Genomic DNA, 14756 nt, shown 5'->3' with positions numbered 1-14756 from the left:
GCTATCGACCGTACCGCCGGGGTCAGCCGCGCTCGGCGATCCACACCGAGGTGAAGCGCTGCTCGGCGATCAACAGGTCGGTCAGCTGTGAGCCGATGAAACCCTCGATCTTGCCGCCGACCAACGGCACCTTGACCTCGACCGTGAGGTGCACCGACAGCCGCGATCCCGTGTCGGTCCCGGTCAGCGTCGCGGTGCCCGACAAGGACACCGGCGCGCCGGGGATCGAACCCTCGACCGTGCCGCGGGACACGCCGTCCCGGATCGGCTCCCAATGCTCCTCGCGCCGGATGTTCAGGTCGCCACGGTGAAACTGCGACACCACGCCGGGCAACCGGTCGGCGCGCAAGGTCTGGGTGGTCACCACGCCGATACCGCCGTCAGCGGCCGTGGTCAGGGCGTCCAGTGTGGCCTCGTCAGCCCCCGAATCGGCGAGGCGGGCCAGCCAATACCGTTCGTCACCGAATGCCCGATGGACCTGTTCGACGCTGCCTTCATAGTCGGTGGCCATGTCGAATGATCGCGGCATAGCTGGTCAGGCTACCGTTACGGGCCGTGGTCAGTTCGTATGTTGCCGGTGTCGCCGTGGACGAGGCGGTTGCGCTGGCCCCGCTGACCACGCTGCGGGTGGGGCCGGTGGCGCGCCGGGTGCTCACCTGCACCAGCACCGAGCAGCTGATCGACGTACTGCGCGCGGTGGCCGATCCGATCCTGGTGCTGGCCGGCGGCTCGAATGTGGTGCTGGCCGACGACCTGGCCGACACCATGCCCGAGTTGACCGTGGTGCGGGTGGCCAACACCGCGATCACCGTCGACGGCAATGTGCTGCGGGCCGAGGCCGGCGCGGTGTTCGACGACGTCGTCGTCGCCTCTCTGCAGCATGGCCTGGGCGGGTTGGAATGTCTGTCCGGCATCCCGGGCTCGGCCGGGGCCACCCCGGTGCAGAACGTGGGTGCCTACGGCGCCGAGGTGGCCGACACCATCAGCCGGGTCCGCCTGCTGGACCGGCGCACCGGCGAAGTCCGCTGGGCGCACCCGCAGGAACTTCAATTCGGTTACCGCACAAGTACTCTCAAACACTCCGATGCCGTCATCGTGCTCGAGGTCGAGTTCACCTTGAACGCCGACGGGCCCCTGGACACCAGAAGTGCCCCGCTGCGCTACCGCGAGCTGGCCGCCGCGCTCGGTGTCGAGCCGGGGCAGCGGGCCGACCCGATGCGGGTTCGCCACACCGTGCTCGGGTTGCGTGCGGGCAAAGGCATGGTGCTCGACGCGAGCGACCACGACACCTGGAGCGTCGGATCGTTCTTCACCAACCCGGTGGTGTCGCAGGCCGAGTTCGAACGGGTACAGGCCACCGCCGCGGAGTCCGGCGCCGGAGCCGTGCCGCACTACCCCGCGCCCGACGGTGTGAAGCTGGCCGCCGGCTGGCTCGTCGAGCAGGCCGGCTTCGGCAAGGGCTACCCCGGCGACGGCGCTGCCGCCCGCTTGTCCACCAAACATGCGCTGGCGTTGACCAACCGTGGCGAGGCGAACAGTGCGGACGTGATTGCGCTGGCCAGGACGGTACAAGCCGGGGTTTTGGACCGGTTCGGGATCGTGCTGCAGCCTGAACCGATTCTGATCGGGTGCGATCTATCGGTACCCTAGGTCCACGTGAGCCCTGCCGGTGATATAGAGGCCGACGCGCCGTTGTTCAGTCGGCGGCGTGCCCTGACGGTTCTGACCGTCGGAGTGGGGGCCGGATTACTGGCCGCCTGCTCGGGTGAATCGCCGATTTCCGCCCCTGAGGACAAGGAGCCGGCAGCGCCGACGGTGACGTACGAGCCCTCCGTCGACTCCGAGGATGTGTTGCCCACCGCGCCGGTTGGGGTCAAGGTCGCCGACGGTTGGTTCCAGCGCGTCAGCCTGACCAACGCGGCCGGCAAGGTGGTCGCCGGCAAATTCAACAGCGACCGCACCGCATTCACTGTCACCGAACCGCTCGGCTACGACGCCACCTACACCTGGGCCGGCTCGGTGGTCGGCGAGGACGGCAAGGCTCAGCAGGTGCAGGGCAAGTTCAGCACCGTCGCCCCGCAGAAACAGGTCAGCGGGCAGTTCCAGCTGGCCGACGGTCAGGTGGTCGGGGTGGCCGCGCCGATCATCCTGCAGTTCGACGCCGCGATCGACGACCAGTACCGCGCCACGGTGGAAAAAGCCCTCCAGGTCACCACCACCCCGCCCGTCGAGGGCAGCTGGGCGTGGTTGCCCGACGAGGCCGGCGGCTCGCGCGTGCACTGGCGCAGCCGGGAGTATTTCCCGGCCGGCACCAAAGTCAGCGTCAAGGCCCCGCTGTACGGCGTCAGCTTCGGTGAGGACGCCTACGGTGCGGCCGACTCCACGCTCGATTTCGAGATCGGGCGGCGCCAGGTGGTCAAGGCCGAGGCCTCCAGCCACCGCATCCAGGTTCTCGACGGCTCCGGCGCGGTGATCATGGACTTCCCGTGCAGCTACGGCGAAGGAGATCTGGACCGCAACGTCACCCGCAGCGGAATCCACGTGGTCACCGAGAAGTACGAGGACTTCTGGATGACCAACCCGGCCGCCGGATACAGCAATGTGCACGAGCGCTTCGCCGTGCGGATCTCCAACAACGGCGAGTTCATCCACTGCAATCCGAACAGCATCAATTCCCAAGGCAATACGAACGTCACCAACGGCTGCATCAACCTGAACCTGGAGAACTCGCAGCAGTACTTCAACAGCGCGATGTACGGCGACCCGGTCGAGGTCACCGGCACCCGCATCCAGTTGTCCTACGCCGACGGCGACATCTGGGACTGGGCGGTGGACTGGAACGAGTGGAAGTCGATGTCGGCGCTGTCCTCACGGGATGCCCCGTCGAACCTGCCGGCCTCCGCGCCGGCGACGCCGACGGATGCGCCCACCCTGTCCGGTACGCCCACCACCACGACGCCGCCGAAGCCCGCGCCGGGCGGTTAAACCCGCGCCGAAAATGACGCCAGGGTCGTTGTGCCGTCACGGCAACGACCCTGACGTCACGTTCGCGGTGGTCAGGACCGGTTGAAGCGCGACCCGGTGGCCCCGCTGACCTGATCCCGCGGACGCACCACGATCAGGTCCAGGTCGACGTGGGCCGGCCGGGAGGCCACGAATCCGATCACCTCGGCGATGTCCTCGGCGACCAACGGCGTGACGCCCTGGTAGACCTTCTCGGCCCGCTGCTCGTCGCCGTCGAAGCGGTTCAGCGAGAAGTCCGTCTGCACCATGCCGGGCGCAACTTCGGTGAGCCGCACTGGTTTTCCGAGCAACTCGCTGCGCAGGGTGCGGTGCAACACCCCCTGGGCGTGTTTCGCCGAGGTGTAGCCCGCCCCGTTGTCGTAGATCTCGACGGCGGCGATCGAGGTGACGGTGATGATCAGCCCGTCGCCGGAGTCGATCAGCTTGGGCAGCAGCGCACGCGTGACGCGCAGCGTGCCCAGGACGTTCGCCTCCCACATCCACCGCCAGTGGTCGATATCGGCGTCGGCCACCGACTCCAGCCCGCGGGCCCCGCCGGCGTTGTTCACCAGCACGTCCACCCGGTCCAGCTGGGCGGCCAAGGCGTCGACCGCGGCCTGATCTGTGACGTCGGCCACGATCGCGGTGCCGCCGATCTCGTCGGCCACGGCCTGGATCCGGTCTGCCCGGCGGGCCACGCAAACTACGTGAAAGCCCAGGGCGGCAAGGCTTTTGGCGGTGGCGGCACCGATACCGGCGCTGGCGCCGGTGACCACTGCCACTCGTTTGTCGGACTGTGGTGTCGTCATCTGGCCAACATTAGATGGCGTGCTAGATTCTTCGTGTGTCTCGGAGTCTGAAGTCCCGCTTCGCGCGGCGTGCGTGTTGTTGTTGCGCACTTCGCCGCGCCTGAGACGATCCCGGACACCGTTTTCCCGTCCTGCTGAGTCGCCAGGTGTGGTTTCCACCCACCAGCCGACACTCAGTAAGGACCACTCACGTGACCACCGCCATCGCCGCTTCCCGCCGTACCTCCGCCCGTCCCTCCACCGCGTCCGGCTCCCTGGCGCGCAAGGCCCGGCCCCTGGCCCCCGCCGCCTCGCGTTACCCGCAATCGCGGCTGCTACACATCGTCGCCCCGTCGCTCAAGGTGCCCGATGCCGCCGCGGCGTCGGTGTTCAGCGCGGCGCGCGCCCGCGGGCCGATCGCCCGTGACGCCATTGCCCAGCACACGCAGTTGAGCATCGCCACCGTCAACCGCCAGGTCACCGCGCTGCTGGAGGCCGGCGTCCTTCGGGAACGCGCCGATCTCGCGGTATCCGGCGCCATCGGACGGCCCCGCGTTCCCGTCGAGGTCAACCACGAGCCCTATCTGACCCTCGGTATCCACATCGGTGCGCGTGCCACCAGCATCGTCGCCACGGATCTGTTCGGCCGCACCCTCGACGCCGTCGAGACGCCGACGCCGTCGGGTCCCCAGTCCGCGGCGCTGGCCACGTTGGCCGCCAGTGCGCGGCGTTACCTGAGCCGCTGGCACCGCCGTCGCCCGTTGTGGGTCGGTATCGCCGCCGGTGGTGTCGTCGACAGCGCCACCGGCTACCTCGACCATCCGAGGCTGGGCTGGGTCGACGCCCCGGTGGGCCCGGTGCTCGGCGAAGCCCTCGGGCTGCCGGTGTCGGTGGCCTCGCACGTGGACGCGATGGCCGGTGCCGAACTCCTGCTGGGTGGACGGCGTGCCCCGGAGTCCGTCGGCACCCAGGCTCGGACCAGTCTCTATTTCTACGCCCGCGAAACCGTCGGCTATGCGCTGTCCATCGACGGCCGTGTGCACTCGCCGGCCAGCGGCCCCGGCACCATCGCAGGTCTGCCGGCCCAGTCCGAATTGCTCGGTGGCTCAGGACAATTGGAATCGACGGTGAGTGACGAAGCGGTGCTCACCGCGGCGCGCAAGCTGCGGATCATCCCGGCCGAGGGGCCGTCGTCGACATTGCCTGCGGTGCTGCGCGCCGCCCGCCAAGGCAACGAGAAGGCGGTCGAGTTGCTCGCCGATCGGGCTCGTGTGCTCGGCGAGGCCGTCGCTCTGCTGCGGGATCTGCTCAACCCCGACGATCTGGTGCTCGGCGGCCAGGCCTTCACCGAATACCCCGAGGGCATGCCCGTCGTCGAGGAGGCCGTGGCACGGCGTTCGGTGCTGGGGCCCCGCGATATTCGGGTCACGGCCTTCGGCAACCGCGTCCAGGAAGCCAGCGCCGGCATCGTTTCGCTGGGCGGGCTGTACGCCGATCCGATCGGCGCCATGCGGCGCGCCGAGACCCGGCGATCGGCCAGCGGGGTCGGTACGGCGGCAGTGTAGACATAGAGGTGTGCGTCTAGCTGCAGACCTCGAGACTCCCCGCCGCGTCGCGGTGTTGTCCGTGCATACCTCGCCGCTGGCGCAACCGGGGACGGGTGATGCCGGCGGGATGAACGTCTACGTGTTGCAGACGGCGTTGCAACTGGCCCGTCGCGGCGTCGAGGTGGAGGTGTTCACCCGGGCCACCTCGTCGTCGGACGCCCCGGTGGTGTCCGTGGCCCCCGGCGTGGTGGTGCGCAACGTGGTGGCCGGACCGTTCGAGGGGCTGGACAAATACGACCTGCCCACCCAGCTGTGCGCTTTCACCGCCGGGGTGCTGCGCGCCGAAGCGACCCATGAGCCCGGCTACTACGACGTCGTGCATTCGCACTACTGGTTGTCCGGTCAGGTCGGTTGGCTGGCCCGCGACCGCTGGGCGGTGCCGTTGGTGCACACCGCGCACACGCTGGCCGCGGTGAAGAACGCCGCCCTGGCCGCCGGTGACTCACCGGAGCCGCCGCTGCGTGCGGTGGGCGAGCAACAGGTGGTCGACGAGGCCGACCGGCTGATCGTCAACACCGAACACGAAGCGCAGCAACTTGTTTCGTTACATCACGCCGACCGGGGGCGCATCGATGTGGTGCATCCGGGTGTCGATCTCGACGCCTTCACCCCCGGAGATCGCGCCGCCGCGCGGGCGGGGCTGGGCATCGCGCCCGACGAGAAGGTGGTCGCCTTCGTGGGGCGGATTCAGCCGCTGAAAGCGCCGGACATCCTGTTGCGGGCTGCCGCCAAGTTGCCCGGCGTCCGGGTATTGGTGGCCGGCGGGCCGTCCGGTTCCGGTTTGGCCGAGCCCGACACCCTGATTCGTCTGGCCGACGAACTGGGTATCACCGATCGCGTGACATTCCTGCCCCCGCAGTCCCGCGAACAAGTGGTCAACGTGTACCGCGCCGCCGATCTGGTCGCGGTGCCCAGCTATTCGGAGTCTTTCGGCCTGGTCGCCGTCGAGGCCCAAGCCTGCGGCACGCCGGTGGTGGCGGCCGCGGTCGGCGGGCTGCCCGTTGCGGTGGCCGACGGGGTCAGCGGCGCTTTGGTCGACGGCCACGATCTCGACGACTGGGCCGCCACGATCGACGGGGTCCTGCAACGTGATCCGGGGCCGCTGCGGGCGGCCGCGGCGGCCCACGCCGCGCAGTTCTCCTGGGCGCACACCGTCGATGCCCTGCTGGGCAGCTACGCCCACGCGATGTCCGACTACCGGTCCAAGCACCGCAGGCCGGCCGCCCGCCGGACCGCGCGGCGGTTCGGGTTGCGCCGGGGGGTGCGGGCATGAGCGAAGACGTCGCGAAGATCATCACCGACACCCTCGATGAACACGAACTCGTCTACCACCACCACAAAGGTGCCCGCGGCGGGCTGCCCGGCATCGTCGTGGAGCTGCCGGGGGAGCGCAAGCTCAAGACCAACACCATCCTGAGCATCGGTGAGCATTCGGTACGGGTCGAGGCGTTCGTGTGCCGCAAGCCCGACGAGAACTTCGAAGGCGTCTACCGCTTCCTGCTCAAGCGCAACCGCAGGCTTTACGGCGTCGCCTACACGCTGGACAACGTCGGCGACATCTATCTCGTCGGCCGGATGGCCCTGCACGCGGTCACTGCCGAGGAGATCGACCGGGTGCTCGGCCAGGTGCTCGAGGCCGTCGACTCCGATTTCAACACCTTGCTGGAGTTGGGTTTCCGCTCGTCGATCCAGAAAGAGTGGGAGTGGCGGGTCTCACGCGGTGAGTCGCTGAAGAACCTCGAAGCGTTCGAGCACCTGATCGACGACTGACCAGCTATGACAGGATGAGCGTCATGCCGACGCTGATCCTGCTCCGCCACGGTGAGAGCGACTGGAACCAGAAGAACCTGTTCACCGGATGGGTCGACGTCGACCTCACCGACAAGGGCCGAGCCGAAGCGATCCGCGGCGGCCAGCTGCTGGTCGAGCAGGGCGTGCTGCCCGACGTCGTCTACACCTCGCTGCTGCGCCGCGCGATCACCACCGCGAACCTGGCGCTCGATGCCGCCGACCGGCACTGGATCCCGGTACACCGCGACTGGCGGCTCAACGAGCGGCACTACGGCGCGCTGCAGGGCCTGGACAAGGCCGCCACCAAGGAAAAGTACGGCGAAGAGCAGTTCATGGCGTGGCGACGCAGCTACGACACCCCGCCGCCGCCGATCGAGAAGGGCAGCGAGTTCAGCCAGGACTCCGACCCGCGCTACGCCGACATCAGCGGCGGCCCGCTGACCGAATGCCTCAAGGACGTGGTGGAGCGGTTCGTGCCGTACTACGAGAGCACGATCGTGCCCGATTTGAAGGCCGGCAAGACCGTGCTGATCGCCGCGCATGGGAACTCGCTGCGTGCGCTGGTCAAGTACCTCGATCAGATGTCCGACGAGGAGGTTGTCGGCCTGAACATCCCGACCGGCATCCCGCTGCGCTACGACCTCGACGACAACCTCAAGCCGCTGGTGGCCGGTGGGGCCTACCTCGATCCGGAGGCCGCCGCCGCCGGGGCTGCCGCGGTCGCCGCCCAGGGCGCCAAGAAGTAGTTCGCTGACACGCGGGCCGGCGGGCGAACAGCAGGTGACCGCGGGTTAACGACAGCCGAACACCTGTATTTGTCGGTGTGACTTGTCCCGTTTTGGCCGCACGCTGCTGGGATGACGTTCACCGGATGCGTACGATTTTCGCGTGAGCTTGGTGTCGGCGTTACTGCTGACGGCGGTCGTGTCGTTGCTCGCGCTGATCGTCGGTGCGGGTGTGGCCGCCGTAGTCGCACCCCGCATCGTGGCCCGTCGCAAACGTCGCGAGGCCGACGCGGCCGGTCTGACGGTGTCGCAGATGTTGCAGCACATCGTCTCGGTGTCGCCCAACGGCATCGTCGTCGTCGACACCTTCAATGACGTGGTGTACGCCAACGACCGGGCCGCCGAACTCGGCGTCGTGCGCGATCGTCTGCTCGACGACCGGGCCTGGCGTGCCGCCGAGCAGGTGTTCGCCACCGGCCAGGCCGTCGAGGTCGACCTCTCGCCCCGCAAGCTGACCCATCCGGGACGCTCGGGGATATCGGTGCGTGGCTGGGTGCGACCGTTGACCGCAGACGACCACCGGTTCGCCGTCGTCTACGCCGACGACCAGTCCGAGCACGCGCGGATGGAAGCCACCCGACGGGACTTCGTCGCCAACGTCAGCCATGAACTCAAGACCCCGGTGGGCGCGATGCGGGTGCTGGCCGAGGCGCTGCAGGCCTCCGCCGACGACCCGGACATGGTGCGCCGGTTCTCCGACAAGATGGTGGCCGAATCGCAGCGGCTGGCCGACATGGTCGGCGAGCTGATCGAGCTGTCCCGGTTGCAGGGCGCCGAACGGCTGCCCGATCTGACCGCTGTCGACGTCGACACGGTGGTGTTCGAAGCGCTGTCGCGCCACAAGGTGGCCGCCGACAAGGCCGACATCTCGATCACCACCGACGCGCCGACCGGCTTCCGGGTGCTCGGGGACGAGACCCTGTTGGTGACGGCCTTGGCGAATCTCGTCTCCAACGCAATCGCCTACTCGCCCAACGGTTCTGGCATATCCATCAGCCGGCGTCGGCGCGGTGGCAGCGTCGAGATCGCGGTCACCGACCGCGGCATCGGGATCGCCAAGGCCGATCAGGAGCGGGTCTTCGAGCGGTTCTTCCGGGTCGACAAGGCCCGATCGCGCGCCACCGGTGGCACCGGATTGGGCCTGGCGATCGTCAAACACGTGGCCGCCAACCACAACGGAACCATCCGGCTGTGGAGTCAGCCGGGCACCGGGTCGACGTTCACCTTGTCGATCCCGGCCTATCCCGAAACCGATGAGTCCGTAGGTGGCTCAGCCGACCGAGAGGATTAGCGAGACCGATGACCAGCGTGTTGATCGTGGAGGACGAGGAGTCGCTGGCCGATCCTTTGGCATTCCTGCTCCGCAAGGAGGGCTTCGAGGCCACCGTGGTGTCCGACGGTCCCTCTGCCCTGGCCGAATTCGAGCGCTCCGGCGCCGATATCGTCCTGCTGGATCTGATGTTGCCCGGGATGAGCGGTACCGATGTGTGCAAGCAACTGCGGGCCCGGTCCAGCGTGCCGGTGATCATGGTGACCGCGCGAGACAGTGAGATCGACAAGGTCGTCGGCCTCGAGCTGGGCGCCGATGACTATGTCACCAAACCGTATTCGGCCCGTGAGCTGATCGCGCGGATCCGTGCGGTGCTGCGCCGCGGCGCCGACACCGACGACACCGGCATCGGCGACGGGGTGTTGGAGGCCGGCCCGGTGCGGATGGATGTGGAACGGCACGTGGTCAGCGTCAACGGAGAGCAGATCACGTTGCCGCTCAAGGAATTCGACCTACTCGAGTACCTGATGCGCAACAGCGGCCGGGTGCTCACCCGCGGTCAGCTGATCGACCGGGTCTGGGGCGCCGACTATGTCGGGGACACCAAGACCCTCGACGTGCACGTCAAGCGGCTGCGCTCCAAGATCGAATCCGACCCGGCCAACCCGGTGCACCTGGTCACCGTGCGCGGCCTGGGGTACAAGCTGGAGGGTTGAGCCGCCGGTTACTCGGCGGCGCGGGTCGCGGGATGCACGGCGACCAACCCCAACGCGCCGCGGCGCCGGCACATCGCGGCCAGCTCGGCGTAGGCCTTCTCGCCGAGCACCGCGGTGAGTTCGGGTGCGTAGGACTCGAACACCGGGCGGGCGCCGACGTGGGCGGCAGGGTCGCCGGTGCAGTACCAGTGCAGGTCCGCACCGCCCTCGCCCCAGCCGCGCCGGTCGTATTCGGTGATGACGGTCCGCAGGATCTGGGTCTCGTCGGGCCGGGTGACCCACTCCTGGCTGCGCCGGATCGGCAACTGCCAGCACACGTCGGGCTTCATGGTCAGCGGCTCGACGCCGAGTTTGAGGGCCTTGCTGTGCAGCGCACATCCGATCCCGCCGGGGAAACCTGGACGGTTCAGGAAGATGCAGGCGCCCTTGTACTTTCGGGTGCGCAGGTTGGGTTTCCCGTCGTACTCGTCGTCTTCGAGGTAACCCTTGCGGCCCAGGCCTTTCTCCCGGAACTGCCAGTCTTCGTCGGTCAGCTGTGCGACCGCGTCGTCGAGGCGCGCGCGGTCGTCGTCATCAGAGAGGAACGCGCCATGCGAACAACATCCGTCGTCCGGGCGGCCCTCGACGGTGCCCTTGCACGCCGGCGTACCGAAGACGCACGTCCAGCGGGACAGCAGCCAGGTCATATCGGCCGCGATCAGATGCGTCGGGTCCTCGGGGTCGTAGAACTCCACCCACTCGCGGGCAAAGTCGAGTTCCACCTCACCTGGATGCACTTCTGTCACGGCGCAAACGCTACTCCCATATGCCTGAACGCATTTCCCAACCGCGCCACGATCGCCGAGAGTGTGTTGCGCCACACCGGCGGATCCGCCGCCATGACAGCAGCGGGTGGTCCGGCCACGATGCGCCGCCCGGCTGCCGTTAGGTTGGTGCAGTGCGGTTAGGCGTGCTCGATGTCGGGAGTAACACGGTGCATCTCCTCGTGGTGGATGCCCGCCGTGGCGGACATCCGACCCCGATGAGCTCCACCAAGGCCGCGCTGCGGCTCGCCGAGGCCATCGACGATTCGGGCAAGCTCACCCGCAAGGGCGCCGACAGTCTGGTCGCCACGGTCGACGAGTTCGCCAAGATCGCGACGAGCTCGGGCTGCGCCGAGCTGATGGCGTTTGCCACCTCGGCGGTGCGTGATGCCACCAACTCGGAGGAGGTGCTGGCCAGGGTCCGAGCCGAGACCGGGGTGTCGCTGGGGGTGCTCAGCGGGGTCGACGAATCCCGCCTGACGTTTCTGGCGGTGCGCCGCTGGTACGGCTGGAGTGCGGGGCGCATCGTCAACATCGACATCGGCGGGGGCTCACTGGAGTTGTCCAGCGGAGTCGACGAAGAGCCCGAGGTGGCGCTCTCGCTGCCGCTGGGGGCGGGCCGGTTGACCAGGGAGTGGCTGACCGAAGACCCGCCTGGGCGGCGCCGCGTCGCGATGCTCCGAGATTGGCTGGCCACCGAACTGGCCGACGCCGGTGCCACCCTGCGCCGGGCCGGGACTCCGGATCTGGCGGTCGCGAGCTCGAAGACTTTCCGCTCACTGGCCCGGCTCACCGGCGCGGCCCCGTCCGGAGCCGGCCCTCGGGTCAAGCGAACCCTCACGGCGGCCGGATTAAGACAGCTCATAGCTTTCATCTCTAGGATGACTGCGGCTGACCGTGCCGAACTGGAAGGGGTGAGCGCCGAGCGCGCACCACAGATCGTGGCCGGTGCTTTGGTAGCTGAAGCTAGCATGCGAGCACTGGAGATCGATTCCGTCGACATTTGCCCCTGGGCGTTGCGAGAGGGGTTGATTCTGCGGAAACTCGACAGCGAGGCCGACGGCACAGCCTTGGTAGAGACGTCGGCGCGGGATGCTGGACGTAAGGAAAAGCTAGCCCCAAAGGCAACATAGGTATGACAGGACCAGAGAACAGCCCATCCGGCACCCGACCGATCTCGGTAGCGGAGTTGCTGGCAAAGAACGGGACGATCGGCGCGCCGCCGGTCGGCGGACGTCGTCGGCGTCGTCGCGGTAACAGCGACGCCGTGACCGTCGCCGAGCTCACCGGCGAGATTCCCGTCATCACCGACGACATCGAGCTCGACCAGGACCGCGACGAGCCCGTGCCCCAGCCGGACCCGCTGGTGGACACCACCGTGGTGGCACCCATCCGGGACGAGCCTCGCGATGAACCACGGCCCGCGCCCGGACGTAACGGCGGGCCGCGTCCGCAGCCGGTCCGCGGTAAGCCATTCGCGCGGCCGGTGGAGCCGGAGGCGCGGACCGACGCCGAAGACGACTACGACGCGCATCTGGCGGCGCGCGAGGCCGATCCCGAGCCCGTCGAGTTCCGCCCGCGGCCGCGCCGTGCCCCGGCCAAGCGGCCGGCCCGCGACTACGAGTCTTCCGGCACCGGCGCCGAGCGGATGAGCCCCGACCCGCTCTACGACTTCACCGAGGATGCGGCCCAGGCGGACGCCGACGGGCTGGTCGAATCCGGCCTCGACGACCTCGATGACGTCACCGCCGTCGACGACGCCGGCGACATCGACGATGTCGACGCGACCGACGACTCCGTCTACCGCGACTACGACGACTATGGCGACTACGGCGACGGCTCGTACTCGTCGCTGCGTCCCCTGTTCGGCGAGGAGTCCGGTGCCGAGGACCCGGCCGAGAGCGAGGCCGACACCGAGTTCGACGACCGCGACGAGCACGACGACTTCGGTGACGAAGAGACTGCCAGCTCGCCGCTGGTCCGCGGGTTGTGGATCGTCGGTCAGTGCATCATCGCGGTGGCCTTCGGCGCCGGCCTGTTCGTCGCCTTCGATCAGCTGTGGAAGTGGAACACCATCGTCGCGCTGGTGCTCGGCGTGCTGGTGATCCTCGGCCTGGCTGGTGGTGTGCGCGTGGTCCGCAAGACCGAGGACATCGGCAGCACGCTGACCGCGGTGGCGGTGGGGGCGCTGGTGACCTTCGGACCGCTGGCGCTGCTGCAGGCGAGCTGAGTCGGCGGCACGGCCTCAGTACACAATTACCTCTGTGCGCCCAGCCATCAAGGTCGGTCTGTCCACTGCCTCGGTCTATCCGCTGAGGACGGAGGCTGCTTTCGAGTACGCGGCCCGGCTCGGGTACGACGGTGTCGAACTCATGGTCTGGGCCGAATCGGTCAGCCAGGACATCTCCGCGGTACAGAAGCTGTCGGCCGATTACGGCGTGCCGGTGTTGTCCGTCCACGCGCCGTGCCTGCTGATCTCGCAGCGGGTCTGGGGAGCCAACCCCATCCCGAAGTTGGAGCGCAGCGTGCGCGCCGCCGAGGAACTGGGCGCGCAGACGGTCGTCGTGCATCCGCCGTTCCGCTGGCAGCGGCGCTACGCCGACGGGTTCAGCGATCAGGTGGCCCAACTCGAAGCCGACAGCGACGTGTTGGTGGCCGTGGAAAACATGTTCCCGTTCCGGGCCGACCGGTTCTTCGGTTCGGGCGGCACCTCCATCGAACGGATGCGCAAGCGCGGCGGTGGTCCCGGCCCGGGCATCTCGGCGTTCGCTCCGTCCTACGATCCGCTGGACGGCAACCACGCGCACTACACCCTCGACCTGAGCCATACCGCGACGGCAGGTACCGATGCGATGGAGATGGCACAGCGCATGGGCGACGGCCTGGTGCACCTGCACCTGTGTGACGGCAAGGGATCCTCCACCGACGAGCATCTGGTGCCCGGACGCGGCACTCAACCCGTCGCCGAGGTGTGCCAGATGCTGGCCACGGGCAACTTCTCCGGCCACGTCGTGCTGGAGGTGACCACCTCGGCAGCCAAGACGGCGTCCGAACGCGAGGCGCTGCTCGCCGAGTCGTTGCAGTTCGCCCGCGCGCACCTGTTGCGTTGACCGCCATTTCAGCCCCTAAGGACCACTCATGACCGGCTCCACCCTGTTCACCGACGCCATGGCGCTGACCGCCGCCGGTGACGGCGTCTACCACGGCGAGCTCAACGAGCACTGGACGATCGGCCCCAAGGTGCACGGCGGGGCGATGCTCGCGTTGTGCGCCAATGCCGCGCGTACCGAGTTGGGTACGTCCGCGCAGCCGATCGCGATGTCGGCGAACTACCTGTGGGCTCCGGATCCGGGCGCCATGGAGATCGTGACGACGGTGCGCAAGCGAGGCCGGCGGATCGGCCTGATCGATGTGGAGCTGCGGCAGGGCGACCGAGTCGCGGTGACGGCGTCGGTGACCCTGGGCGAGCCTGAACACCACGTGCCGCCGCTGCTGTCGTTCAACCCGGTGGTGCCGTTGATGACGCCCGAGCCGCCGCCCGGGCTGGAGCCGATCGGCCCCGGACACCCGATGGCCGACGTCGTGCATCTGGCGCACGGCTGCGACATCCGGCCTGCGCTGCACACGATGGGGCCGCGTAGCGACGGGGGCCCACCCGTGTTCGAGTACTGGGTGCGTCCCAAGGGGGTGGCTCCCGACGTCCTGTTCGCGCTCCTGTGCGGCGATGTGTCGGCTCCGGTCACCTTCGCCGTGGAACGCACCGGTTGGGCGCCCACGGTCCAGCTGACGACGTATCTGCGGGCGCTGCCGGCCGACGGCTGGCTGCGGGTGATGTGCACGTCGGTGCAGATCGGCCAGGACTGGTTCGACGAAGACCACATCGTGGTCGACTGCGAGGGCCGGATCATCGTGCAGTCGCGACAGTTGGCGATGGTGCCCACGTCTGCGTCTGGCTGACTCCGGAGGCGTCGATATGGCGGGGCGCCTGTCGTG

General features: G+C 68.5%; 15 protein-coding genes. 12 read left to right on the top strand and 3 right to left on the bottom strand.

Features of this window, described 5'->3' with window-relative positions; genetic code table 11:
* Nucleotides 1–22 precede the first annotated feature (22 nt).
* Nucleotides 23–529: a DUF2505 domain-containing protein gene (locus A5733_RS10950; RefSeq protein ID WP_076240123.1), complete on the bottom strand. Its 507-nt coding sequence runs from the start codon at nucleotides 527–529 to the stop codon at nucleotides 23–25.
* A 26-nt stretch (nucleotides 530–555) separates the two neighbouring features.
* Between A5733_RS10950 and A5733_RS10945 the strand changes: the two genes are divergently transcribed.
* Together A5733_RS10945 and A5733_RS10940 are read left to right on the top strand one after the other, a co-directional pair.
* Nucleotides 556–1650, top strand: coding sequence for a UDP-N-acetylmuramate dehydrogenase (locus A5733_RS10945; protein WP_076240122.1), 1095 nt, complete (start codon nucleotides 556–558; stop codon nucleotides 1648–1650).
* Between the two features lie 6 nt (nucleotides 1651–1656).
* Complete coding sequence (locus tag A5733_RS10940; protein WP_076240121.1) at nucleotides 1657–2985, top strand: Ig-like domain-containing protein; 1329 nt, start codon at nucleotides 1657–1659, stop codon at nucleotides 2983–2985.
* Nucleotides 2986–3056: 71 nt separating this feature from the next.
* Here A5733_RS10940 and A5733_RS10935 read toward each other — a convergent pair whose 3' ends face one another.
* Nucleotides 3057–3812: an SDR family oxidoreductase gene (locus A5733_RS10935; protein WP_076240120.1), complete on the bottom strand. Its 756-nt coding sequence runs from the start codon at nucleotides 3810–3812 to the stop codon at nucleotides 3057–3059.
* Nucleotides 3813–4087: 275 nt separating this feature from the next.
* On the opposite strand from A5733_RS10935, the gene A5733_RS10930 reads away from it, so the two are divergent.
* The 6 genes from A5733_RS10930 (at nucleotide 4088) to regX (ending at nucleotide 9960) form a co-directional block, all read left to right on the top strand.
* Nucleotides 4088–5356: an ROK family protein gene (locus A5733_RS10930; RefSeq protein WP_231965840.1), complete on the top strand. Its 1269-nt coding sequence runs from the start codon at nucleotides 4088–4090 to the stop codon at nucleotides 5354–5356.
* A gap of 10 nt (nucleotides 5357–5366) precedes the next feature.
* Entirely contained in the window at nucleotides 5367–6671 is a 1305-nt protein-coding gene (gene mshA / locus A5733_RS10925; RefSeq protein ID WP_067776081.1) for a D-inositol-3-phosphate glycosyltransferase, read from the top strand.
* The gene (locus tag A5733_RS10920; protein ID WP_076240118.1) at nucleotides 6668–7168 is read left to right on the top strand and encodes a YbjN domain-containing protein; all 501 of its coding nucleotides are present in this window, start codon (nucleotides 6668–6670) and stop codon (nucleotides 7166–7168) included. The genes mshA and A5733_RS10920 overlap by 4 nt, the downstream gene beginning before the upstream one ends.
* A gap of 14 nt (nucleotides 7169–7182) precedes the next feature.
* Nucleotides 7183–7935, top strand: a complete 753-nt coding sequence (locus tag A5733_RS10915; protein ID WP_076240117.1) for a phosphoglyceromutase — start codon at nucleotides 7183–7185, stop codon at nucleotides 7933–7935.
* A 142-nt stretch (nucleotides 7936–8077) separates the two neighbouring features.
* Nucleotides 8078–9265, top strand: coding sequence for a cell wall metabolism sensor histidine kinase WalK (locus tag A5733_RS10910; protein WP_067776075.1), 1188 nt, complete (start codon nucleotides 8078–8080; stop codon nucleotides 9263–9265).
* Between the two features lie 8 nt (nucleotides 9266–9273).
* Nucleotides 9274–9960: a two-component sensory transduction protein RegX gene (gene regX, locus A5733_RS10905; protein WP_067776073.1), complete on the top strand. Its 687-nt coding sequence runs from the start codon at nucleotides 9274–9276 to the stop codon at nucleotides 9958–9960.
* 8 nt (nucleotides 9961–9968) lie between these two features.
* Here regX and A5733_RS10900 read toward each other — a convergent pair whose 3' ends face one another.
* Nucleotides 9969–10745 (bottom strand): hypothetical protein, encoded by a 777-nt coding sequence (locus A5733_RS10900; protein ID WP_076240116.1) that lies wholly within the window; start codon nucleotides 10743–10745, stop codon nucleotides 9969–9971.
* Between the two features lie 152 nt (nucleotides 10746–10897).
* Between A5733_RS10900 and A5733_RS10895 the strand changes: the two genes are divergently transcribed.
* From A5733_RS10895 to A5733_RS10880, 4 genes are read left to right on the top strand one after another with little or no spacing between them, the layout of a single operon-like run.
* Nucleotides 10898–11896, top strand: coding sequence for a Ppx/GppA phosphatase family protein (locus tag A5733_RS10895; RefSeq protein WP_076240115.1), 999 nt, complete (start codon nucleotides 10898–10900; stop codon nucleotides 11894–11896).
* 2 nt (nucleotides 11897–11898) lie between these two features.
* Complete coding sequence (locus A5733_RS10890; RefSeq protein ID WP_076240114.1) at nucleotides 11899–12993, top strand: FUSC family protein; 1095 nt, start codon at nucleotides 11899–11901, stop codon at nucleotides 12991–12993.
* Between the two features lie 34 nt (nucleotides 12994–13027).
* Nucleotides 13028–13873, top strand: a complete 846-nt coding sequence (locus tag A5733_RS10885) for a sugar phosphate isomerase/epimerase (RefSeq protein WP_067776060.1) — start codon at nucleotides 13028–13030, stop codon at nucleotides 13871–13873.
* Nucleotides 13874–13901: 28 nt separating this feature from the next.
* Nucleotides 13902–14720 carry a thioesterase family protein gene (locus A5733_RS10880; RefSeq protein ID WP_076240113.1) on the top strand — a complete coding sequence of 273 codons (819 nt, stop codon included), beginning with the start codon at nucleotides 13902–13904 and terminating at the stop codon, nucleotides 14718–14720.
* Nucleotides 14721–14756: the final 36 nt, after the last annotated feature.

The sequence above is a fragment of the Mycobacterium sp. NS-7484 genome (genome assembly GCF_001953975.1).
Classification (GTDB): Bacteria; Actinomycetota; Actinomycetes; order Mycobacteriales; family Mycobacteriaceae; genus Mycobacterium.
This window is presented reverse-complemented; position numbering and strand designations above follow the sequence as displayed.